Origin of the sequence: Nonlabens sp. YIK11 (genome assembly GCF_001413925.1) — a bacterium.
Classification (GTDB): domain Bacteria; phylum Bacteroidota; class Bacteroidia; order Flavobacteriales; family Flavobacteriaceae; genus Nonlabens.
The window spans coordinates 2,254,934-2,277,588 of sequence record NZ_LBMJ01000001.1 but is presented as its reverse complement, the minus strand read 5'-3'; the positions used below and the strand labels follow the sequence as shown (position 1 = coordinate 2,277,588).

Genomic DNA, 22,655 nt, shown 5'->3' with positions numbered 1-22,655 from the left:
TAGTACGGACAATAAAAATGTTCCAGTTTATTTATTTCAGGTATAATTTAAATCCATTACGTATCTGGTCTACAGAGACCACACAATCGGTTTTGTATTGTCCTATGGCATTGAGAAGTACGAACCGGACCTCGCCGTTAACGTTCTTTTTGTCATGTGCCATAAGGCTGATGATTTGGTCTACTACCTTATCGTTGAAGGATAATTCCAGGTCCAGACTTTGGTAAAAGGAGTCGATTTGATTGAAATCTGCCGCAGACAGTCCAGTGTTAAGCGTACTCAAATAGGATTCAACCATTATTCCTGCGGCGATCGCCTCACCGTGGAGTAAATCTTCATGATCGTCACTTGCCATGCAAAAGGATTCAATCGCGTGGCCCACAGTGTGTCCATAATTGAGGGATTTACGGGCATCCTTTTCATAGGGATCGCTTTGTACCACATCATTTTTAATAATGATGGATTGATAGATCAAGGATTCAAAAGTCTCGTCGCTGTAATCAAAATCAATCGCCAGCATATTTTCCCAATACACACGATCTGCAATCAAGCCATGCTTAAACATTTCAAAGCTACCGTTGCGCAATTGTTTTTGAGGTAAGGTCGCTAGAAAAGTAGGATCCACCAGTGTCATCACCGGCGGTTGTATCACACCTATCTGATTTTTTAAATTCCCCAAATCCACACCATTTTTCCCACCAACGGATGCGTCCACCATCGCCAGTAAACTTGTAGGCACATGAATGAAGTCAATACCACGTTTGATGGTACAAGCCACAAAACCACCTAGATCTGTCACCACGCCGCCGCCCAGACTTATAAAAAGACTGTTGCGATCGCAGCCCAGTTCAATAAGCGCACTCCACACACCAGTACATGTGTCAATATTCTTGAACTCTTCACCAGCTTCAATCTCAATCACTTCAATAGGAGCGACCGTTTCAAGTTTTGCAATAAATGGTGCGTAACAATGCTGCATGGTATTCTCATCGACCAACACAAAAATGATGCTGGGCAACTTTTTGGCCACGTACGTATTGAGTTGTACATAACATTCCTCGCCAAAATGTATGGCATAGGATTCATTGATAATTGAGGTCATTTGCGGGTCATGTTATGATGGCTCTCTTTCCAGAACTCGATAGGTTGCAACGGGATTCTTGAGGAGTTCGCTTTCGCGAAAGCGTCACAATCCACGACCATTGAACTACAAGTCTTAATGAGAACTTAAATAGCTTCAAAAGTACCAACTCTATGATAAACGAGCTGTATTTCCCATTTATATTTGCGGCATGAATAAGCAATTTTTTGAGGATACTAAGACGGCTTTTGCACTCAAGTCCAATGCTGATTTGAAAAAGTCGCGATTTATATTTTCCATGATGGGACAGCAGTGGCTGGTCAATCTAGGGTCAAAACTGACCATGACCGGCTTGAAACTGGGTTTGCCCATCAAAGGACTGATTAGAAATACCATATTTGACCAATTTTGTGGCGGTACTACTGAAGATGAGTGTATGCCTATTGTTGAGAATATGTACACCAAAGGCGTAAGTTCCATTCTGGATTATTCGGTCGAAGGAAAAGAAAATGAAGCCGACTTTGATAGCGTTGTAGGTAAGAAGCTTACCTTGATTCACGCAGCGGCTGTTAATGAGGCATTACCATTTGAAGTGGTCAAACCTACAGGACTTGGAAGATTTTACATCTGGCAAAAGGTGTCAGAAGGTAAGGAACTTACCGCGCCAGAACAGTTGGAGTGGGAACGAATCGTGAATAGGGTCGATCTACTTTGCAAAACGGCCGTAGATAGCGAAGTGATGCTCTTATTTGATGGTGAGGAAAGTTGGATGCAAGATGCCGCAGATGCTTTGGTTAGAGATATGATGCAGAGTTATAATAAGGAGAAAGCATATATCTATAATACGGTACAATGTTACCGTTGGGACCGTTTGCAATACATTGAAAACCTTTATCAAAATGCCAAGGCGAATAATTTTATCGCTGGAGCAAAGATCGTGCGTGGTGCCTACATGGAAAAGGAACGAGAGCGAGCAGAAGAGCTCAATTATCCATCACCTATCTGTAAGGACAAAGCCGCTACTGATCAAATGTTCAACGATGTGATGAACTTTATTCTTGATCATTTAGATACCATCAAATTATGTCTGGGAACTCATAATGAAGAGAGCACGCTTGCGGCTATGGAGTTCATGAAAGAAAAAGGAGTGGACCCTAGAAGTGGTGATGTTTGGTTTGGTCAATTGTACGGTATGAGTGACAATCTCACATTCAATCTAGCTGAAGCAGATCATAATGTATTTAAGATATTGCCATTTGGACCCATCAATGATGTGATGCCTTACTTGATAAGACGTGCCCAAGAAAATACTTCGGTGGCTGGTCAGGTAGGACGTGAATTGAATTTGATCAATAAAGAGATCAAACGACGCGGTATCTAATCCTTTTCTATCACTAGATTCTCAACGCGAACGTAACGATCGCAATTGGTGACGATCAAGGCAGTTTTGGCCAACTCTTGGCGGCCATTGATGTAATATCGATTACATGGAATGGTGTCAGTATTGGATTTTGAAAAATCCACATCGCCATATTTGAGGATCATAATGACGCTGGTGGTGTCAATCTCTTTATTGGCCAGCAGTTCTCTAAATTCTGGTGAGAATCTGACTGAATTCTTTTTATTAATATCTGCAATGACCCGATCTTCTGGAAACCAGTTGCACTGCGCACGTTTACCGCTTAAAAAGAATACAAGAAATACGAGGCCTATGGCAAAACCGCCCATGTAAAAACCTAGACGTTTGATAAAATTCATGAAGTTTGCTTAAAAGATGAGCAAATTTACATCGCTACAAGGTAAGTTATACCACTCGCCAACTGATTTGTTGGTATTAATACCGTGATACATGTAAATACCATTTTTAAGTCCTTTATCCATTCTTATGGAATGTTCAATACCGCCATCATCTGCGATGTTTAAGATATAAGGAGTAAAAATATTGCTCAACGAGATGGATGCTGTTTTAGAATAGCGTGATGGCAAGTTGGGGACGCAATAATGCGTCACGCCGTACTTTACGAAAGTAGGATTTTCATGCGTTGTGAGCTCGCTCGTTTCAAAACAACCGCCCATGTCAATACTTACATCAATAATGACCGAGCCAATTTTCATGTTCTCTACCATGGTTTGGGATACCACCACAGGTGCGCGGTTTTTCCCTGACAGTGCTGCTATGACCACATCACAACGTCGCAAAGCTTTGGAGAGGTATTTGGGTTGAAGAGTGCTTGTAAAAATGGATTGGCTAACGTTGTCTTTGACTTTTCTTAAGTTAGAAATAGAGTTGTCAAACACCTTTACATTGGCGCCGAGACCCAAGGCAGTTCTAATCGCAAACTCGCCTACGGTTCCTGCACCCATAATTACCACATCTACTGGTGGTACACCCGTTATATTACCGAACAATTGCCCGGTACGATTAGGGCCGCTGCTTAATAACTCTGACGCGATAAGAACAGAAGCTACACCTGAAATTTCGCTTAAGGCCGCAGTGGCTATATAGTGACCATCATCATCCTGAATAAATTCAAACGCTAGTGCGGTTATTTTTTTGGCTGCAAGTTTTTCAAAATACTCTTTGTTTCTTGTCTTAAGTTGAAGAGCGCTGATCAAAACGGTTTGAGGCTTGATCATTTTGATCTCCTCCATTGATGGTGGTGCCACCTTTAGAATAGTAGGGCAGGAGAAGACTTTTTTAGTGTCTGAAGTAAGCTCTGCACCAGAATTTAGATATTCGTTATCAGTAAAGCTGCTTCCTAAACCAGCTCCTTTTTCTATGATGATGCGATGTCCATGTGCGGTGAGTGCGGCAACCGCGTCTGGTGTGAGGCAGATTCGTTTTTCAACCTGTTGGTCTTCTTTGGGAATCCCAATAAAAAGCTCCTTTTTAGTGCGTTGAATCTCTAGACGTTCCTCTTGAGGAATCAATTGATCTTTAGTAAATGGATTGAGAATGTGACTCATAACAAGGTTTATGCAGTCAGCAAGTTAGAATAATTACTTGAAAAATCTATCGCTAGGTTTCTTGACGTAGTTTTCAATTTCTGAAATGTCGATGCCGTGAACTTTGTCGAAAACTTTAGTTCTTGCGAGGTAAGTTAATGATAGTGAGGCAATGACAACTGGAACTATAAATCCAAGTTCTTCGCTTTCATCCATAAATTTTAGATCATCATTGATAGAACTATATAGTTGAAAGCCATACATCGCCATAGGTATTAAAATACAGTGGTACCACCAATGTTTACAAGTCAAAAACCAAATCACCATCAGGTAAAAAGGTATGAATTTCGCCATGATAGTCCAAATACTTACTTGAGCTCGTAGATAATAACCAGAATGGTATGTAAATAAAAAATTGTCCCAATCCGGACCGGTTGGGACAACTTCATATGAATAAAAAAAGTATGGTGTAGTGGCCAGAATGACCGCTACAAAACTACCCACGAGAAGGTATAATGATCCACGCTTTGTCGATTTTCTTTGCATTTGTCGTTTCAGGAGCGAAAGATGTCGCTGCAGTTGCAGCTAAAGATACAGCAAAAAGTGAAACTAGGGCGATTGCTTTGAGTGATTTGTTGTTCATGATATTTGGTTTAAGTAATTAAAAAAAGGGTTTAAGTAAATAAGTGATATAAAACTAGCATTGAAACCTCCTTTTTTTATTGCTATGAACGTATAATCGCCGAAATGATAGATATGTCGCTTAGAGAACGTTTGTTGTTAATTATTTAAGTTAAAACATTAATAAATGGTAATAAACTTCATCGACGAACTACATCGCTGATATTTAAAATTCTCGATGTACTGTTAATTATTCTAATTTTAACATACTGATAATCAGAAATAATTGGAACAATTAAAGATGGCCATTCGATCAGTCTCAAAGAAGCTGAATCAAAATATTCCTCGACACCTATATCATGTAGTTCGTCGATAGTATTGATTCTGTACAGGTCAAAGTGATAGATGTCTTTGTCTGTCCCACTGTACTCATTGACTATATTATAGGTAGGAGAAGAAATGGCTTCGGTCACGCCTAGTTGTTTACAGATCGCTGTAATTAGTGTGGTCTTACCAGATCCCATGGGAGCTTCAAATAGGAGGTTATCACTTTTCGCGGAAGCGATAATATGAGCGGCAGCCTTATCTATATCTTTAAGTTGGTATTCCATTTATCGAGGATTGAAGACGGCGAAGGGTATCAACATTTCTTCTAGGGAAACTCCACCATGTTGATACGTGTTCCTATAATAACTCACATAATGGTTGTAATTGTTGGGATAGGCAAAGAATAGGTCGCCCTTTGCAAATATGAAGCTACTGCTCATATTGATTTTAGGGAGACCGATGGTTGATGGGTCTGTTGCTGCTATTACATCCTTATCCTCATAAGATAAACTACGACCAGTTTTATACCTTAAATTGAGACTTGTGTTTTTATCGCCTATGACTTTGCTGGGCGTCGTGACATTTATGGTACCGTGATCTGTGGTTAGCACGAGTTTCATTCCCAATTCTGCACCACGTTGGATCATTTCCAGCAACGGTGAATTTTTGAACCAGCTCACAGTAAGTGATCGATAGGACTTATCGGTACTGGCAAGATCCTTAATTACTTCCATCTCTGTTTTTGAGTGGGAAAGCATGTCGACAAAATTATATACAATGACCGTTAGGTCGTTATCTTTTTGAGTTTTGAAGCTTTCGGCTAGTTTGCGCCCATTTTGTTCATTAGTAATCTTATGGTATTGATGCTTAATGTTAAGACCCAATCGCTTGAGTTGTGCTTCAAGAAAATCCTTTTCATGCATATTCTTCCCACCATCGTCAGTATCATTAAGCCAATAGTTGGGATGTCTCTTTTCCATGTCTGCTGGCATTAAGCCCGAAAATATGGCGTTGCGAGCGTATTGCGTCGCCGTAGGTAAGATGGAGCAGTAGGTTTCTTCCTGGACTTTTTTGTAATTATTGTTGATGATATTCTCAAACATCTTGAATTGATCATACCTCATATTATCTACGACAACAAACAGAACTGGTTCTTTTTCCTTCAACAAAGGAACAACTCGTTTTTTGAAGAGTTGATGGCTTAATACCGGCGCATCCTCTTCATCTTCAAACCATTGCTTGTAATTTTTGTCAACAAATTTGCAAAACTGTTGATTGGCTTCTGTCTTTTGAGCGGTTAGGATCTCAAACATTCCAGAATCGTCTACATTCTCGAGTTCGAGTTCCCAAAAAAGCAATCGCTGATACATTTGCGTCCACTCTTCATAGCTATTGATCATCGACAAATCCATAGCGATCTTGCGAAATTCACGCTGGTAATCTGACGTGGTCTTTGCATTGACCAATCTAGAGTGGTCCAAATTCTTTTTTAGAGATAATAGGATCTGGTTTGGGTTCACGGGTTTAATAAGGTAATCAGCAATCTTGGAACCTATGGCCTCTTCCATAATGTATTCTTCTTCGCTTTTAGTGATCATGATCACGGGAAGATTGGCTTGTTTTTCTTTGATCTCGTGCAAGGTTTCAAGACCGGTCAATCCTGGCATATTCTCGTCTAGAAGGACAATGTCATATAGTTCTTCTTCAATAGCTTCCAGTGCCTCAGTTCCAGATACTCTTGTATCCACTTCATATCCTTTGTTTTTAAGAAATATGATGTGAGGTTTTAAAAGATCTACCTCGTCATCTACCCATAGTATTTTGATCGTCGTCATATCTGTATATTTGTTGAAACGCTTGCATCTATTGAAACAGCAGAACAAACTTAAAATATTAAACGATCCTATCTATGGATTTATTTCCGTCCCCAACAACGAGATATTTGAGTTAATTGAGCATCCTTACTTTCAAAGGCTGCGTCGCATTACCCAGATGGGTCTAAGTTATCTGGTCTATCCTGGAGCCAACCATACTAGATTTCACCATGCAATAGGTTGTATGCACCTTATGCAAAAAGCGGTTCAAGTGCTTAGATCAAAGTCGGTTAGCATCAGTGAAGTAGAAGAAGATGCATTATATAAAGCCATATTATTGCACGATTTAGGTCATGGTCCTTTTTCCCATGCGTTGGAGAATTTGATTGTACCTGGACGACATCATGAGGAGTTATCGTTGCTTTTTATGGAGGATCTCAACCGTCAGTTTAACGGAAGTTTAACCACTGCTATCCAAATATTCAAAGGTGAGTACGACAGGCCATTCATGTTGGAATTGGTATCGAGTCAGCTGGATATGGACCGGCTAGATTATTTGAGAAGGGATAGCTTTTATACAGGTGTTGCAGAAGGTAATATCAATAGCCAGCGGCTTATTGCCATGCTCAATGTCAAGGACGATAGACTAGTGGTGGAGGAAAAAGCACTGTACAGTGTAGAGAGTTTTTTATCCAATCGTAGATTGATGTACTGGCAAGTCTACTTGCACAAGACAGGCATAGGCGCAGAACACCTACTTCAAAGTGTCTTCAAGCGCATTGCAGAACTCATGCAGCGAGATATTGTTGTCGAAACACCACAAACCCTTCGTTATTTTTTGAAAAACGAAATCACTGCTCCCAAAGATTTACTGGAAGCTTTTGCCATGATTGATGACAGCGACGTCATCCAGTTACTCAAAATGAACATGAATTCTGCAGATTTCGTTCTTAGCGAGTTGTGCAAAATGATCATTAATAGGCAGTTGTTGAAAATCAAGATTGTCGATAAGCCCGTATCCACCAACAAATTGAAAAGTAAAATCGAGAAGCTCAAAAAATCCTACAATCTCACTAGTGAAGAGGCTGGCTATTTTATATTTAACGGGACCATTAGTGTTTCCGCTTACGCGAAAGCGAACCCTATTCTAATCCTCAACAAAAAAGGAAAGTTGGAGGAATTGACAGACGCTACTAACGAGCAGAGTTTTGAAGCCTTGACCAAAGTGGTGACCAAATATTACTATTGCTATCCAAAGATTCAAGATTGATTTAAATTAGTATTTTTGCTAGAATGAAATTCAAAGCGCAACAAATTGCTGATATCCTCGAGGGAACCGTAGATGGTGACCCAAATATTGAGGTTCACAAATTGTCAAAAATAGAAGAAGGATCTGCGGGTAGCTTAAGCTTTTTGTCAAATCCTAAGTATAACTCGTATTTATACTCTACTAAGGCTTCTGCGGTGATAGTAAATCAAGATTTTCAAGCAGAAAATGAAGTTTCATCAACTCTTATTAGGGTTAAGGATTCCTACAAAGCTTTTTCTAAATTATTGGAATTTTACCAAGCTGCAAAACTCAACAAAAATGGTATTGAGCAGCCCAGCTTTATTCATGGTAGCGTCAGTCATCTTGATGGTTTTTACTTGGGCGCATTTAGCTACATAGCCGAGAATGTGAAAATTGGTAAAAACGTAAAGATATTTTCTAACGTGCACATCTCAGAAAATGTAAGCATAGGTGACAATTGCGTCATTTACTCTGGTGCAAAAATTATGTCTGAGTCTGTTATAGGGAATCAAGTGATAATCAACTCTGGTTGTGTTATAGGTGCAGACGGCTTTGGATTTTCACCCAATGAGGATGGAAGTTATTCCAAAGTTCCTCAGATAGGCAATGTCATTATAGAAGACAACGTTGATATTGGTGCTTTAACAACGATAGATAGAGCTACCTTAGGTAGTACGGTTATAAGGAAAGGTGTGAAGTTGGATAACCAGATTCAGGTGGCGCATAACGTAGAGATTGGTGAGAACACCGTTATTGCATCGCAAACGGGAATCGCGGGTAGCAGTAAAATAGGTAAGAATTGTAGAATAGGTGGACAGGTAGGAATTGCCGGTCACCTTACTATAGGTGATAATGTAGGTATCCAAGCCCAATCAGGAATAGGTAAAAACATTAAATCAGGTTCCAACATTCAAGGATCACCTGCATTTGAATATGGAGACTGGAATAGATCTTATGTCAATTTCAAAAATCTCCCAAAACTAGAAAAGAGAATTACACAGTTAGAGAAAAATCACGCATAAATGACGGCAACAGAATTTAAGCAAACTACCATTGAAAAAGAGGTATCGCTTAGTGGCGTAGGCCTGCATACGGGAAAATCCGTAAAACTTAATTTTAAACCTGCACCAGCAGATCATGGTTATGCCTTTCAAAGAATTGATTTAGAAGGACAACCAATCATTGAGGCTCTCGCTAATTATGTTACCGATACAAAAAGAGGGACAACGCTGGATAAAAACGGAGTGCAGATCAATACGTGCGAGCATGTACTCGCAGCTCTTGTTGGATTGGAAATTGACAATTGCTTAATAGAAATTGATAGCAGCGAGCCACCTATTATGGATGGTTCTTCAAAGTTTTTCGTGGAAGCGTTAGAAAAGGCTGGAAAAGTAGAGCTTGACGTGATGCGTAAAGAGTTTGTGGTTAAAGAGGTGATCTCATATAAAGATGAAGAAACAGGTAGCGAGATTCTTCTCATGCCAGCCGATTCTTATCAAATCACCACTATGGTCGATTTTGGAACTAAAGTTTTGGGAACCCAAAATGCCACCTTACAAAAGATCTCCAATTTTAAAGATGATATTGCGAGTTCGAGAACCTTCAGTTTCTTACATGAGATTGAAATGCTATTGGAGCACGGCCTGATCCAAGGTGGTGACCTCAATAATGCGATCGTCTATGTGGATAAGGAACTGTCTCAAAAAACCATGGACAACCTCAAGAAGGCATTCAACAAGGATAATATATCGGTAAAGCCTAATGGGATCTTGGATAACTTGACATTACATCATCCTAACGAGGCCGCTAGACATAAGTTGTTGGACGTTATAGGCGACTTGGCATTGGTAGGTTATAGAATACGAGGTAAGGTCATAGCTACGAAACCTGGTCATTTTATAAATACACAGTTCGCTAAAAAACTTTCCAAGCTCATCAAAAAAGAAATTAGGGATAACGTGCCTCAAGTTGATATTCATCAGGAACCATTGATGGATACGGTAAAAATCATGGAAGTTTTACCGCACAGACCTCCATTCCTTTTAGTTGATAAAATTTTCAAGCTAACCGATACTGAAGTTATAGGCCTGAAAAACGTCACTATGAACGAACCGTTTTTTGTAGGTCATTTTCCAGGACAACCAGTAATGCCAGGTGTTCTCATTGTTGAGGCTATGGCACAAAATGGTGGTATTTTAGTCTTGAGTACCGTACCAGATCCCGAGAACTACCTCACGTTCTTCATGAAAATGGATAATGTGAAATTCAAACGAAAGGTTTCTCCTGGTGATACACTTATTTTTAAAGCAGAGCTCATAAGTCCTATTCGTAGAGGAATCGCTCACATGCAAGCCTATGCTTATGCAAATGGAGTATTATGTGCAGAGGCTGAACTCATGGCCCAAATCTCTAAAGTCAAATAATGAACCAACCCTTAGCATACGTACATCCAGGAGCTAAAATCGCCAAAAATGTCGTGATAGAACCTTTCACTACCATTCACAATGATGTTATCATTGGAGAAGGTTCGTGGATAGGTTCCAATGTGACCATTATGGAAGGTGCTCGTATAGGAAAGAACGTTAGTATTTTCCCTGGAGCAGTTATCTCTGCCATACCTCAAGACAAGAAGTTTGACGATGAGGATACACAGACCATCATAGGTGATGGGACTACCATACGGGAATGCGTCACCATTAATAGAGGCACTTCTGATAGGATGAAAACCATCATCGGTAAAAACTGCTGGATCATGGCCTATTGCCATATTGCGCACGATTGTATCGTTGGTGACAATTGCATTTTTTCAAACAACAGCACGCTCGCTGGACATATTACGGTAGGCGATTATGTGGTACTTGCGGGAATGGCTGCTGTACAGCAATTTTGTCAAGTAGGTAGTCATGCATTTGTAACTGGTGGATCCTTGGTTCGTAAGGATGTTCCTCCATTTGTAAAAGCTGGACGTGAACCTTTGAGCTACGTTGGGATCAATAGTGTAGGTTTGCGCCGCCGTGGATTTGAATTGGAAAAAATTCGTGAGATACAAGATATTTTCAGAATACTGTATCAAAAAAATTACAACGTAACTCAAGCTGTGGAGATCATCGAGGCAGAAATGAGTGCAACCACAGAACGTGACGAAATATTAGAATTTATTAAGAACTCAAAACGAGGTATCATGAGAGGATACGTCGGTAGTAACTAACATATGGCATCAACAAGCGACATTAGAAAAGGATTGTGCATTAGGTACAACAACGATATTTATAAAATTATAGAGTTTCTTCACGTGAAGCCAGGTAAAGGACCGGCATTCGTGAGAACAAAGCTTAAAAGCGTGACGTCAGGGAAAGTGCTGGACAATACTTTTTCGGCAGGTCACAAAATTGAAGATATTAGAGTCGAGTCCCAAAAATTTCAATATCTCTACAATGATGGTGAATTCTATCATTTCATGAATACAGACGATTATTCACAAATCAGATTGTTGGAGAGCTCTCTGGATACACCAGAACTTTTGAAAGAAGGTGAGAATGTGACGATCCAGATCAATACAGAGGATAACTCGCCACTATCCGTAGACATGCCACAATACGTAGTGCTTGAAGTAACGGCTACAGAGCCTGGGCTTAAGGGTAACACGGCGACAAATGCTACAAAACCAGCTACTGTAGAGACTGGTGCAACGGTAAACGTTCCTTTGTTTATCAATGAAGGTGACATCATCCGTATTGATACAGAGAAAGGCTCTTACCAAGAGCGCATGAAGCAATAATTGAAGTTCTCAACTACATACACATTAAGCGAAATAGCATCCATTTTGGGATGCGATTTTGTGGGTGCTCCAGATTTTCCTGTGACCGGCATGAATGAAATTCATGTGGTGACTCCAGGCGACATTGTTTTTGTGGACCATCCGAAATATTACGATAAAGCCCTTAACAGTGCCGCTACCATCATCTTGATCAATAAAAAAGTAGACTGTCCAGAAGGCAAGGCGCTGCTTATATCAGATGACCCATTTCGGGATTTCAATGTGCTTACTAAGAAGTTTAGACCGTTTATCGCTTTCGCGAAAGCGAACCAACCAGCCTACAAAATTGGTAAAAACAGTATCGTGCAACCTAACGCCTTCATTGCAAATGGCGTTGAAATAGGCGATAACTGTGTCATTCACAGCAATGTTTCCATCAATAACGACTGTATAATTGGTGATAATGTGATCATCCATTCTGGAACCGTCATAGGTACTGATGCGTTTTACTATAAGAGACGACCAGATGGATACGACAAGCTATTAAGCAACGGTCGTGTGGTCATTGAGGACAATGTGGAAATTGGGGCACTTTGTACTATTGATCGTGGTGTAAGCGGTGATACGACGATAGGTTATGGTTCAAAAATCGACAATCAAGTTCAAATAGGTCACGATACTGTTTTAGGTAAACACGTCTTGATCGCCAGTCAGGTGGGTATATCGGGTTGCGTGGTTATTGAAGATGATGCTAAACTATGGGGTCAGGCCGGTGTGCGCAGCGATGTAACGATAGGTAAAGGAGCAGAGGTTTTTGCCCAAAGCGGTATTTCCAAGGATGTTCCTTCGGGAAGTAGTGTTTTTGGTAGTCCAGCAGGAAATTCCAAAGAAAAGTTTAAAGAGTTGGCTGCTGTACGTATGCTGCCTAACTTTATGAAAAATAACAAATAAGATGTCAGCAGCGGCAAAAAAGTTAGTAACCTCTTTCTTTGAATCAGACGCCTTCAAACAAAAGGAAGTTTACGAGCAATACATTCACAGTGACCTACAGGTGTACTGGCATTCCAGTACAGGCTACAATGTCTATGATTTCACTAGTTATTGGGAATTAATTGAGTCTGCATCATTATCTTATGAAAGTTTGAGATATGATGTGAGCCATATTTTAAGTGAGAAGGATGAAGTTGCCGTACGATACACATTATACACAAGAACTATTGAAAATCCAGGTGAAGAAGTTCCCATAGGATATTTTATAAGCATCTGGAAGATTGAAGATGGAAAGTTGAAAACTTGCCATCAAACCAGTCACCCAGCTATTTAATTAAATAATAATACTCAACTCAAAAAACATATAAATGAGCGTTTTAGTAAACAAGGATTCTAAAATAATTGTTCAAGGATTCACGGGTAGTGAAGGAACATTCCACGCAGGTCAAATGATCGAGTATGGAACTAACGTCGTAGGTGGTGTAACGCCTGGAAAAGGTGGACAAACACATTTAGACAAGCCTGTTTTCAATACCGTACAAGAAGCTGTGGAAAAAGCAGGTGCAGATGTGACCATCATTTTTGTACCGCCAGCATTTGCTGCAGATGCGATCATGGAAGCTGCTGATGCCGGTATCAAAGTAATCATCGCTATTACTGAAGGTATTCCAGTGGCAGACATGGTAAAAGCGGCTGACTATATTAAAAATAAAGATTGCCGTCTGGTAGGTCCTAACTGTCCAGGTGTGATCACTCCAGGTGAAGCAAAGGTTGGTATCATGCCAGGTTTTGTTTTCAAAAAAGGTAAAGTTGGTATCGTTTCTAAATCTGGAACCCTAACATATGAAGCTTCTGACCAAGTCGTAAAACAAGGATACGGAATCTCTACTGCAATAGGAATAGGTGGTGACCCAATCATAGGTACGACTACCAAAGAAGCTGTCGAGCTGTTCATGAACGACCCAGAAACTGAAGCTATCGTTATGATAGGAGAGATAGGTGGTCAACTGGAAGCAGATGCTGCAAAATGGATCAAAGAAAACGGCAACAAAAAACCAGTTATTGGTTTTATCGCTGGAGAAACGGCGCCTGCTGGTAGAACCATGGGTCATGCCGGTGCGATCGTTGGTGGTTCTGAAGATACTGCTCAAGCTAAAAAGAAAATTATGAGAGAATGTGGTATTCACGTAGTAGATTCTCCAGCAGAAATAGGCAAAAAAGTAGCAGAGGTACTTTCTAAGTAATCCTTCGCTTCATGTAGCCAACCATTAAAATTCCCCTTTATGTCTAACTATAAAATTAGTGAGGAAATTGCGGTCAAGATGAAACTGCATTATCAGCAAGAGTATTCACAAACTTTGGAAAAACTTGCAGAGTTAAAATCCATCCTGGAAGAATTGTCTGGTGTGGATACAGGAGTTGTTGAATCTCAGCCTAAGTCTTCAGCAGAAGATGTGTCACCACAAAATGATCGTGGTAGGCGAGAAGAAACTGCAGACAAACCTAAACGTAAGTACAAGAAAAAGCCAGGACGTAAATCCATTTGGGGGAAATTTATACTTTCTCGACTTAAAGCAACTCGCACACCATTGTCTTATGACGATATGACGAGTCATGCTATTGCCATCAAAAATATTGAGCCTACGCAATTTGATAAGATTCGCAAGAAAATCATCGCGGCGGCCTTTGTTTTGAGAACCAAACAAGACAAAATTGACAATTTTGCCATCAAAGGTTCCAGAACAAAATATATGGGGCTTAAGGAATGGTATGAGAGAGAAGGATTATTGAAAGAAGAATACAGAACTAAAATAGTAACAGACTAGATGAAATTACTAGAAGGTAAAAATGTCATTATAACTGGTGCAAGCCGTGGAATAGGTAGTGGTATCGCTAGGGTTTTTGCTAACCATGGCGCAAACGTCGCCTTTACCTACAGCAGCTCAGAAGCTCCAGCGTTAGAATTGGAAAAAGAACTTCAGGGATTGGGCGTCAAGGCAAAGGCTTACAAAAGCAATGCTGCAGACTTTAAAGAATCTCAAGACCTGATTGATCAAGTAGCTAAAGATTTTGACTCCATCGATGTGTTGATCAATAACGCTGGAATCACTAAAGACAATCTATTGATGCGCATTAGTGAGGAAGATTTTGATAACGTGATCGAGGTCAACTTGAAGTCCGTTTTTAATATGACTAAAGCGGTGCAGCGCACCATGCTTAAACAACGTCACGGTAGCATCATCAACATGAGTAGTGTAGTAGGTGTTAAGGGTAATGCTGGTCAAACCAATTATGCAGCGAGTAAAGCTGGTATCATAGGTTTCACAAAGTCAGTGGCTCTTGAATTAGGTTCTAGGAACATCAGATGTAATGCTATTGCACCTGGATTTATAGTAACCGAAATGACTGGCGCACTTAATGAAGATACAGTCAAAAGCTGGAGAGAAGCCATACCGCTTAAACGTGGTGGAACGCCAGAAGATGTAGCAAATGCCTGTGTGTTTCTAGCTAGTGAGCTTAGCGCTTACGTGACGGGACAAACCTTGCACGTGGATGGCGGCATGTTGACATAACAAATATGATGGTCTGGATCTGGTTGTTTATTGCGGCAATTGCTGCAGTTCTTATTGCACTGATTCAGTATGATTATTTGTTTTCCAGTAGTAAAAAGAATAGAAAACCGTTGTTTGCCATTTTAAGGGCAGCAACGGTTTTTTGCATATTGTTGCTTTTTATCAGTCCCAAGTTTGAAAGCACTTCCTATCAAACCATTAAACCACAACTGGTGTTGATGGCAGACAATAGTCAGTCGATTGTAAATCTGGAATTTAATGAACAATTAGCTGCTGACTTTGATCAATTACTGACAGATCCAGAATTGAAAGACAAATTTGAAATTATTTCCTATCAGTTTTCTGATGGGATTTCCTTGTCAGATTCCTTGAATTTTGAAGGAGTTGCGAGTGATATTTCCGCAGCTGTGGAGCAACCACAACAGCTTTTTAGAAATAGAAACAAGGCCATTGTGTTGATGACTGATGGTAACCAAACTCTGGGTTCCAACTATCGATACAGTAAAATTGATTCCAAATCACACGTATATCCAGTCGTTTACGGCGACACCACGAGATATCCAGACCTTAGAATCAATCAGGTAAATGTGAATCGATACAGTTATCTCAATAATGAGTATCCTGTTGAAGTTTTGGTAAGCTATACGGGTGACGATCCGGTTACTACCACTTTTAGGATCATCGATAAAAACGCCACTTTATATCAGGAGAAACTAAGTTTTGATTCAGAAAAATCTTCTGCCGTCATCAATGTACAGCTCAAAAGTACAGCCATCGATTTGCAAAAAATGGCTGCGCAATTGGATCCCATAACTCAAGAGAAAAATATAACAAACAATAGACGTGATTTTGCTGTAGAAGTCATTGATCAGAAGTCTAAAATATTGATTTTAAGCAATATCGTCCATCCAGATATTGCCGCGCTCAAAAAGGCCATCGAGTCCAACAGGCAACGTACCGTTGAGATCAAGAAGACATCAGACTCCTATGATATCAATGACTACAACCTTGTGATTTTGTATGGTATGGATTCCGCTTTCGCGAAAGCGAACTCTACTATAAACACCTTGCAAAAAAACACTTGGCTCTTTTTAGGACCCAAGCCTAATCTAGGTTTTCTGAACGGTTCAACCGAAGCATTTCAAATCGAGAATTACCCACAAAGTGATGACGTGCAGCCTATTATGAATGAGGCGTATGCCAATTTTAATCTAGAATCCTTTGACTTTGAAGACTATCCGCCAGTGACGTCACCATTTGGTCAAATCATTCCTAGAGAATCTTTGAGTGTTTTGATGTACAAACAAATAGGATCAGTCACTACAGACCAACCGTTGTGGTTTACCTATGAAAACACAACGGGTAAACATGCCGTTTTTACGGGAAGTGGCCTGTGGCGATGGAGAGCGCAGAGTTACCTAGCGGAAAAGGATTTCAGAAATTTTGATGATCTCATCAATTCCCAAATCCAATTTCTCGCCAGCAACAAGAAAAGAAATCGACTGGATGTAGATTCCAAGACTTTTTATTTTGAAAATGAGCGCATTTTAATTTCTGCGCAGTATTTGAATAAAAATTATGAGTTTATCACAGATGGTGTTCTTAATATGACCATCACAAATGATGCTTCACAAGAGCAATTGGTACGTCCTTTTGTGCTTTCTGGAAATTCCTATCAGGTGGATTTGAGCGGTTTACCAGCAGGAGATTATAGCTTTACCGTGAGCGCTACTGGGGAAAATTTGAGCCGATCAGGAGCTTTTTCAATTTTGGAATTTAATATTGAGAAACAATTTGTCAACGCAGACTATTCATCTTTACAGTCTATCGCCACAGATGATCAAGTTTTTTACGGAAAGGAAATAGATAAACTCAAGACCAAGTTATTAAGTGATACCTTGCTGCAGGATGTGGAAAGGAGTGAAGTTACCTATGAGTCACTAATTGACTGGAAAATCCTACTGGCTATCATATTACTATTACTTTCTGCGGAATGGTTCCTAAGAAAATACAACGGATTAATTTAAAAAATTACACATGGAGAGATTACCTAGAGCTGCAATATTTATCATTATTGGAGTCGTTTTATTTATTATAGTTTTAATCAAAAGTGCCGTCGTTATTGACGCAGGTCAAGCTGGTGTGCTTTTTAAATTAAGTGATGGAGTTGAATTAGAAAACACCTATGGCGAAGGTTTTCAAATCATAGCACCATGGAATGATATGATCATCTTTCCAGTACGTCAATTGTCCATAAGTGACAGAATGAACGTACTATCTGTGAATGGATTAGAGGTTTCAGTAGATGCTACCGTATGGTATCAACCTGAATATGACAAGTTACCTTATCTCTATAAAGAAAAAGGAAGAGATTATGTCAACGAGATCCTTTCTCCTGCTATTAGTGCTGCAGCACGTAGTGTTGTAGGACGTTATACTCCAGAGCAATTGTATTCCAGCAAACGTGATGTTATACAGGCAGAAATTCTAGATGAAGTACGTAAAGAGTTGGAATCCCAATATGTGCAAGTCAACAGAGTGCTTGTAAAAGATGTAACGCTGCCTGAAAAAATCAAGGAAGCTATCGAGCGTAAATTGCGTCAGGAACAGGAATCTTTGGAATACGAGTTCCGTCTTACTAAAGCAACCAAAGAAGCCGAGCGTCAAAAAATCGATGCTGAAGGTAAAGCGGTGGCCAATCAAATCTTGAGCGCATCACTTACAGACAAAATTTTGACGGAAAAAGGTATCGAGGCGACTCTCAAATTAGCCGAATCACCTAATGCCAAAGTGGTAGTCGTAGGTTCTGGTGATAGTGGTTTACCAATCATCTTAGGCAACCAGTAAAGAAGAGAAGTTATCAGTATTTTGTGAATCAGGCATGAGAGCTTTAGACTTTTATGCCTGATTTTCTTTTTCAGTTAATTTCTTGGCTTGACCTTTCCAGTCATCTCTATGGATACGCCCTGGAAAGAAATCAATTAGTGCGGTAATGGCTTCCATGTCTTTATCAGACATATTAGCCAACTGGCTGAAATTATAGATCCCGATGGAATTGAGTTTTTCTTCAATAAAAGGACCAATACCAATGATCTTTTGAAAATCATCTTTGTTATGGCGATCACCACGGCCAATGGATTCAAAATCCAATTTTTCTTCAGCAAGAGACATCTTTGCATCATTGCTCAAGGATCCAGAACGTTCTCTGGTCTTTAGGGCTCTAATAGGACCAGGACGGCTTAATTCATCTATTTCAATGCGCTTTTTATCCTGTTTATCTTCATCAGCATCTTGTTCTGCTGGCTTTGGTGTGGAACTGGCGAGAGGTACAACAACCTTCTCTGTTTTTACTACCACGGTCTTATTGGACGAATTCCCGAAAAAATAGCCAATGATAAAGGCACCAAAAAGCATGACCACTAGAATCGCATAGAAAGTCCAATTGGTTAGAATATCTTCCATCATAGCTATTATTTGATTACTAGTATTATGCACAAATTGCTTCCTGATCCACCAGCATTTTGCTCACCGCGAGCCACAGACTGAATGCGGTTGGATGGTATGCCACTTTGTAAGAGGATTTTTCTAACGGTGCTGGCATTGTCCCTTGAAATAGCAAAGTTATCCTTGCTATCGCCTTCGCTATCTGTATAGCTGTATGCATATACTTTGCTTGACGGATTTTGATTCAGCAGGCTTTTGATGGTTGTTGTGTAGGCTGTAAATTTTTGATCTCCATAAAAGTATTTTTCCTGGAAGCCTGAGGTAAACTTCTTTGAAGCGATGACTGAATTAGACTCTTTTGGATTGTCTGGAGAGGCGCTTGATTCGTTATCAGCTGTTTGAGATGACGATGGGTTTGAAGTAAATGACCCATTGATTTCCATAGCAACGCCGCCATTAGCAGAACCAGAGCTAAAATTGAGGTTGTTTACAGCAGAAGTTGCAATAATTCTGTCTGCTGGAATTCCTGTATTGGTCAATAGTTTTTTTAGATATTCAGCTCTTCCAATTCCTGTATTGGGCGATTCGTTAGGATCAGTATAACCAGTGATTCTAAGAATAGATTCAGGATTTTTGTCTAAAAAGGATTTGATGCTTATACCGTAATCTCTACAGGCATATGGGATTTTCACCCGAACTTGATCTTGAAACACAACTGAAAAAGAGTTACATTGAATCAATTGCGTGCCATTAGGCAGTACCACATTAAAAGGAATCGCTGGACGATTTATATTTTCGATCGATGCGCTCTCAGTTTGTGGATCAGAATCAGTGAGATCATCAGCATCGACATTATCTGAATTCTGCAGGGAATTATTGATGGAATCATTGTTTACCTCGTCTAATTCACTGGCTGCTGATGAGCCTAAATCGGTTGAATCTTCATAGGAAAGATCGTCGATCGTTTTTTGATCAATTTCATTCTCTCCAACTATTTCAAGAGAGTTCTCCTTTACGGAATAGGTATCCATGGCATAGGATAGGAGCACTACGCACAAAGCGGCATAGAAAAGAAAAACCAATAAGCCTATCAAGAAACTTTTCACTCAAAAAAATTTTCATAAATATAATAGCTTAAACTGTAAGAATGCCAAGATGTTAACTAATACTTAGTCTTGGTCCAGGAACTTAGATTTTAAACCTGGCGTTGGGATCATACAGTTATCCTTCTTACCAAACCAGCTGTATCTATTTCTTGCGATAAAATCGTAGATGGAGTTGGTTATAAACTTAGGTAGGATGACAAAAGCATATACTAATGATATAGCTCCAGAAAGGTCTTTTGCAATACGTAAAGCAGCACTGGCCTTTATATAGGCCTTATCGTTTTTAATTAAGATGATGCTATCAATTTTGGCCGGATCAATCTGATGTTTTGAAAGTAAGGATGTACCTATTTCACTTTGTAAGGCTGCAAATCTAAATTGATCCTTAGGATCATGCTCAATAATAAACGTCACTGCTTTATTACACAGATTACAAACACCGTCAAAAAGCACGATTTTCTTTTCCATTATTTCTTTACTGGTTCTAATTGTTCAAGGCTAACTAAGGTGGTAAACATCCCATAATTGACTGTCGCTCTGCCTTTTTCTATGCTATCAATAGTTCCTATGGATTTTGAGTCGATCAAACGTACCCGTTCGTTCAGCTTAAACGTGTGTTTTGGTTTTTCCTCTACCACGGCTTTAGGCTGGGCTGCTTTTCTTTCCTGCCTTATTTTGGTCACCTTTTGAATGACCTCATTTTCCACTTGTTTCTTTTTGCCTTGCTCTTTTTTGGCTTCCGATTTTTTTGCTGGTTTGGGTTGTCGTTTCACGTTTTCAGTGATGACGAGCTTCATGAGTTCGTTCAACAATAAGCGTTTTTTCTTATTGTTTGAAAAGTCCTTAGCCAGTTGATCAAACTTTTTACCCAGCTGAATGTAGCGCTGGTAACTGTCATAGAGTTCTTGAAAATCTTCCAATTTCTGCTTGACTCGATCCTGAGTGTCCTCTAATTTGTTGGCAGTTTGTGTAGCGCGTACTTCCTTATCTCTCAAAGAAGCGTTGTTTTTGCGCAAATCTGAACGTTCTTTTTGAAGAGCAGCAATAGACTTATCAAAACGTATTTTACCACGTTCGACTTTCTTTTTGGCCTTATTGATCAATGAATATGGGATCCCATTTTTTTGCGCAACTTCAAAAGTGAACGAACTACCAGCTTCTCCTAGCTGCAACTGGTAGATGGGCTCGAGGGTTTGAGCATCAAACAACATATTGGCATTGGTCATCTCATCCAACTCGTTGGCCAGCATTTTTAAGTTGGTGTAGTGCGTGGTAATAATCCCGTAGGATTTTCTCGCATAAAGCTCTTCCAGCATACTTTCTGCTAGAGCACCACCCAATTCTGGGTCGGAACCCGTACCAAATTCATCGATTAGGAAAAGCGTCCTGTCATCTGCTTTGCGCAAAAAACCTCTCATGTTCTTTAAGCGATAACTATAAGTACTTAATTGATTATCAATACTTTGATTATCACCTATGTCAGTTAAAATATTATTGAAAAAACAAACTCTACTTTTTTCATGCACCGGTAATAGCATACCAGACTGCAGCATTACCTGCAGTAATCCTATAGTTTTTAATGTGATGGATTTACCACCAGCGTTAGGTCCAGAAATGACAATGATCCTATTTTCAGGAGCCAGTCGTATACTTTGTGGATAGGTTTTTTGGTCGCGTTCCCTATTGGCTACCATCAGTAATGGATGATAGGCATTTACCAGATCCAGTTCCAGATGATCCACGATAATGGGTAATAATCCATCAATCTTACGCGCGTACTTGGCTTTGGCAGCGACGACATCGGTTTGTGTGAGGTACTTTCGTTGTTCCTCAAATTCTTCCATGAAATAGCGCATGAAATCTGTCAGCTCTTTGAGGATGCGCTGAATTTCTTCATGTTCCTCAATTTCTAATTCTGACAGCTTTCGCGAAAGCGTCAACACGCGCTCTGGTTCAATATAGGTGATGCTACCAGTTTTGGAGCTGCCCATGATCTTTCCCTTTACTTTGCGGCGATGCATGGATCGAACAGCAAGGACGCGACGATTTTCAACAACGGTTTCCCTGATGTCGTCCAAGTATTCCAACTTGAGATAATGAGTCAATGCAGCACCAAAGCTACCGTTGAGCTGGCCGCGTACGGTATTCATTTCCCTACGCAGGTTTTTAAGTACCGGTGAGGCGTCATCCTTGATCTCTCCAAAACGGTCTAAAATCTCATCAACCTTATCTGGCACTTGAGTATTGTATTCCAATTCCTTGGTTCTAGCGGCAAGCGCTGGAAACAGTTCTTCGGTTTTCTTGAAGAATTTGATATGCTCGTTGACAGATCTAGGCAGAACCACCAACTTGCGAATGCTTTCCTTTTCCAAGACGCTATTCTCGATTCCCAGCAGTTGCAACTCGCGATCTATGGGATCAAATCCATGATTGGGAATGGCATAGTCAGAAGAAAAAGATGACAGGTATTCACTGGTGTGCGAGAGCGATTCAACAATTGCTTTTCTACCTTCTAGCGGTCTTACTTTTGATAATGCGGCCTTACCGTCGTCTGTACTGCAATAACCGGTGGCTTGCTCGACAACTTTGTCAAACTCAATATCCTGTAATGTTTTTCTGGAAATTTTCCTCATAGTCACTAACAAAAATAGGGCAGTAACGCCGTTCCCAACCGCTGATTGGTGGTTTTTTAACGGTGCTTAGAT

The 22,655-nt window shown here is 40.0% G+C and carries 23 protein-coding genes; 13 read left to right on the top strand and 10 right to left on the bottom strand.

The genetic code is table 11. The annotated features are described in order from the left end of the window. Positions 1-31 precede the first annotated feature (31 nt). Positions 32-1,102, bottom strand: a complete 1,071-nt coding sequence (gene aroB / locus AAU57_RS10230) for a 3-dehydroquinate synthase (protein ID WP_055412821.1) — start codon at positions 1,100-1,102, stop codon at positions 32-34. Between the two features lie 190 nt (positions 1,103-1,292). Between aroB and AAU57_RS10225 the strand changes: the two genes are divergently transcribed. Then, positions 1,293-2,462: a proline dehydrogenase family protein gene (locus AAU57_RS10225; RefSeq protein ID WP_055412820.1), complete on the top strand. Its 1,170-nt coding sequence runs from the start codon at positions 1,293-1,295 to the stop codon at positions 2,460-2,462. Here AAU57_RS10225 and AAU57_RS10220 read toward each other — a convergent pair. From AAU57_RS10220 to AAU57_RS10200, 5 genes are all read right to left on the bottom strand, one after another. Further along, positions 2,459-2,839 carry a DUF4258 domain-containing protein gene (locus tag AAU57_RS10220; protein ID WP_055412819.1) on the bottom strand — a complete coding sequence of 127 codons (381 nt, stop codon included), beginning with the start codon at positions 2,837-2,839 and terminating at the stop codon, positions 2,459-2,461. The two genes, AAU57_RS10225 and AAU57_RS10220, sit on opposite strands and share 4 nt — an antisense overlap. A gap of 9 nt (positions 2,840-2,848) precedes the next feature. Next, complete coding sequence (locus AAU57_RS10215; RefSeq protein WP_055412818.1) at positions 2,849-4,048, bottom strand: alanine dehydrogenase; 1,200 nt, start codon at positions 4,046-4,048, stop codon at positions 2,849-2,851. A 475-nt stretch (positions 4,049-4,523) separates the two neighbouring features. After that, complete coding sequence (locus AAU57_RS15050) at positions 4,524-4,670, bottom strand: hypothetical protein (RefSeq protein ID WP_156340110.1); 147 nt, start codon at positions 4,668-4,670, stop codon at positions 4,524-4,526. Positions 4,671-4,848: 178 nt separating this feature from the next. After that, positions 4,849-5,259 (bottom strand): tRNA (adenosine(37)-N6)-threonylcarbamoyltransferase complex ATPase subunit type 1 TsaE, encoded by a 411-nt coding sequence (tsaE, locus tag AAU57_RS10205; protein WP_055412816.1) that lies wholly within the window; start codon positions 5,257-5,259, stop codon positions 4,849-4,851. Then, on the bottom strand, positions 5,260-6,810 hold the full coding sequence (locus tag AAU57_RS10200; protein WP_055412815.1) for a bifunctional response regulator/alkaline phosphatase family protein: 1,551 nt from the start codon (positions 6,808-6,810) through the stop codon (positions 5,260-5,262). Between the two features lie 31 nt (positions 6,811-6,841). Between AAU57_RS10200 and AAU57_RS10195 the strand changes: the two genes are divergently transcribed. The 12 genes from AAU57_RS10195 to AAU57_RS10140 are packed head-to-tail and all read left to right on the top strand — an operon-like array spanning position 6,842 to position 18,247. Next, positions 6,842-8,059, top strand: a complete 1,218-nt coding sequence (locus AAU57_RS10195; protein WP_055413737.1) for an HD domain-containing protein — start codon at positions 6,842-6,844, stop codon at positions 8,057-8,059. A gap of 23 nt (positions 8,060-8,082) precedes the next feature. Further along, positions 8,083-9,102, top strand: a complete 1,020-nt coding sequence (gene lpxD, locus AAU57_RS10190; RefSeq protein WP_055412814.1) for a UDP-3-O-(3-hydroxymyristoyl)glucosamine N-acyltransferase — start codon at positions 8,083-8,085, stop codon at positions 9,100-9,102. After that, complete coding sequence (locus tag AAU57_RS10185; RefSeq protein WP_055412813.1) at positions 9,103-10,503, top strand: bifunctional UDP-3-O-[3-hydroxymyristoyl] N-acetylglucosamine deacetylase/3-hydroxyacyl-ACP dehydratase; 1,401 nt, start codon at positions 9,103-9,105, stop codon at positions 10,501-10,503. Beyond that, positions 10,503-11,288 (top strand): acyl-ACP--UDP-N-acetylglucosamine O-acyltransferase, encoded by a 786-nt coding sequence (lpxA, locus tag AAU57_RS10180; RefSeq protein WP_055412812.1) that lies wholly within the window; start codon positions 10,503-10,505, stop codon positions 11,286-11,288. The genes AAU57_RS10185 and lpxA overlap by 1 nt, the downstream gene beginning before the upstream one ends. Positions 11,289-11,291: 3 nt before the next feature. Then, on the top strand, positions 11,292-11,858 hold the full coding sequence (efp, locus tag AAU57_RS10175; protein WP_055412811.1) for an elongation factor P: 567 nt from the start codon (positions 11,292-11,294) through the stop codon (positions 11,856-11,858). Beyond that, positions 11,859-12,788: a UDP-3-O-(3-hydroxymyristoyl)glucosamine N-acyltransferase gene (locus tag AAU57_RS10170; RefSeq protein WP_055412810.1), complete on the top strand. Its 930-nt coding sequence runs from the start codon at positions 11,859-11,861 to the stop codon at positions 12,786-12,788. 1 nt (position 12,789) lies between these two features. After that, the gene (locus tag AAU57_RS10165; RefSeq protein ID WP_055412809.1) at positions 12,790-13,161 is read left to right on the top strand and encodes a nuclear transport factor 2 family protein; all 372 of its coding nucleotides are present in this window, start codon (positions 12,790-12,792) and stop codon (positions 13,159-13,161) included. 34 nt (positions 13,162-13,195) lie between these two features. Continuing rightward, the gene (gene sucD, locus AAU57_RS10160; protein ID WP_055412808.1) at positions 13,196-14,071 is read left to right on the top strand and encodes a succinate--CoA ligase subunit alpha; all 876 of its coding nucleotides are present in this window, start codon (positions 13,196-13,198) and stop codon (positions 14,069-14,071) included. Positions 14,072-14,110: 39 nt separating this feature from the next. Next, a complete protein-coding gene (locus AAU57_RS10155) occupies positions 14,111-14,653 on the top strand; it encodes a hypothetical protein (protein WP_055412807.1) in 543 nt (180 codons plus the stop codon). Beyond that, positions 14,654-15,400 (top strand): 3-oxoacyl-[acyl-carrier-protein] reductase, encoded by a 747-nt coding sequence (gene fabG / locus AAU57_RS10150; protein WP_055412806.1) that lies wholly within the window; start codon positions 14,654-14,656, stop codon positions 15,398-15,400. It abuts the gene before it with no gap. A 5-nt stretch (positions 15,401-15,405) separates the two neighbouring features. Then, positions 15,406-17,427 (top strand): hypothetical protein, encoded by a 2,022-nt coding sequence (locus tag AAU57_RS10145; RefSeq protein WP_231717800.1) that lies wholly within the window; start codon positions 15,406-15,408, stop codon positions 17,425-17,427. 10 nt (positions 17,428-17,437) lie between these two features. Then, on the top strand, positions 17,438-18,247 hold the full coding sequence (locus tag AAU57_RS10140) for a prohibitin family protein (RefSeq protein WP_055412805.1): 810 nt from the start codon (positions 17,438-17,440) through the stop codon (positions 18,245-18,247). Positions 18,248-18,298: 51 nt separating this feature from the next. Here AAU57_RS10140 and AAU57_RS10135 read toward each other — a convergent pair whose 3' ends face one another. The 4 genes from AAU57_RS10135 to AAU57_RS10120 form a co-directional block, all read right to left on the bottom strand. Next, positions 18,299-18,865: a hypothetical protein gene (locus AAU57_RS10135; RefSeq protein ID WP_055412804.1), complete on the bottom strand. Its 567-nt coding sequence runs from the start codon at positions 18,863-18,865 to the stop codon at positions 18,299-18,301. 5 nt (positions 18,866-18,870) lie between these two features. Beyond that, complete coding sequence (locus tag AAU57_RS10130) at positions 18,871-19,950, bottom strand: OmpA family protein (RefSeq protein ID WP_156340108.1); 1,080 nt, start codon at positions 19,948-19,950, stop codon at positions 18,871-18,873. Between the two features lie 63 nt (positions 19,951-20,013). Then, positions 20,014-20,418, bottom strand: coding sequence for a thiol-disulfide oxidoreductase DCC family protein (locus AAU57_RS10125; RefSeq protein ID WP_055412802.1), 405 nt, complete (start codon positions 20,416-20,418; stop codon positions 20,014-20,016). Further along, complete coding sequence (locus AAU57_RS10120) at positions 20,418-22,583, bottom strand: endonuclease MutS2 (RefSeq protein ID WP_055412801.1); 2,166 nt, start codon at positions 22,581-22,583, stop codon at positions 20,418-20,420. Before AAU57_RS10120 ends, AAU57_RS10125 begins: the two co-directional genes overlap by 1 nt. Between the last annotated feature and the right edge of the window lie 72 nt (positions 22,584-22,655).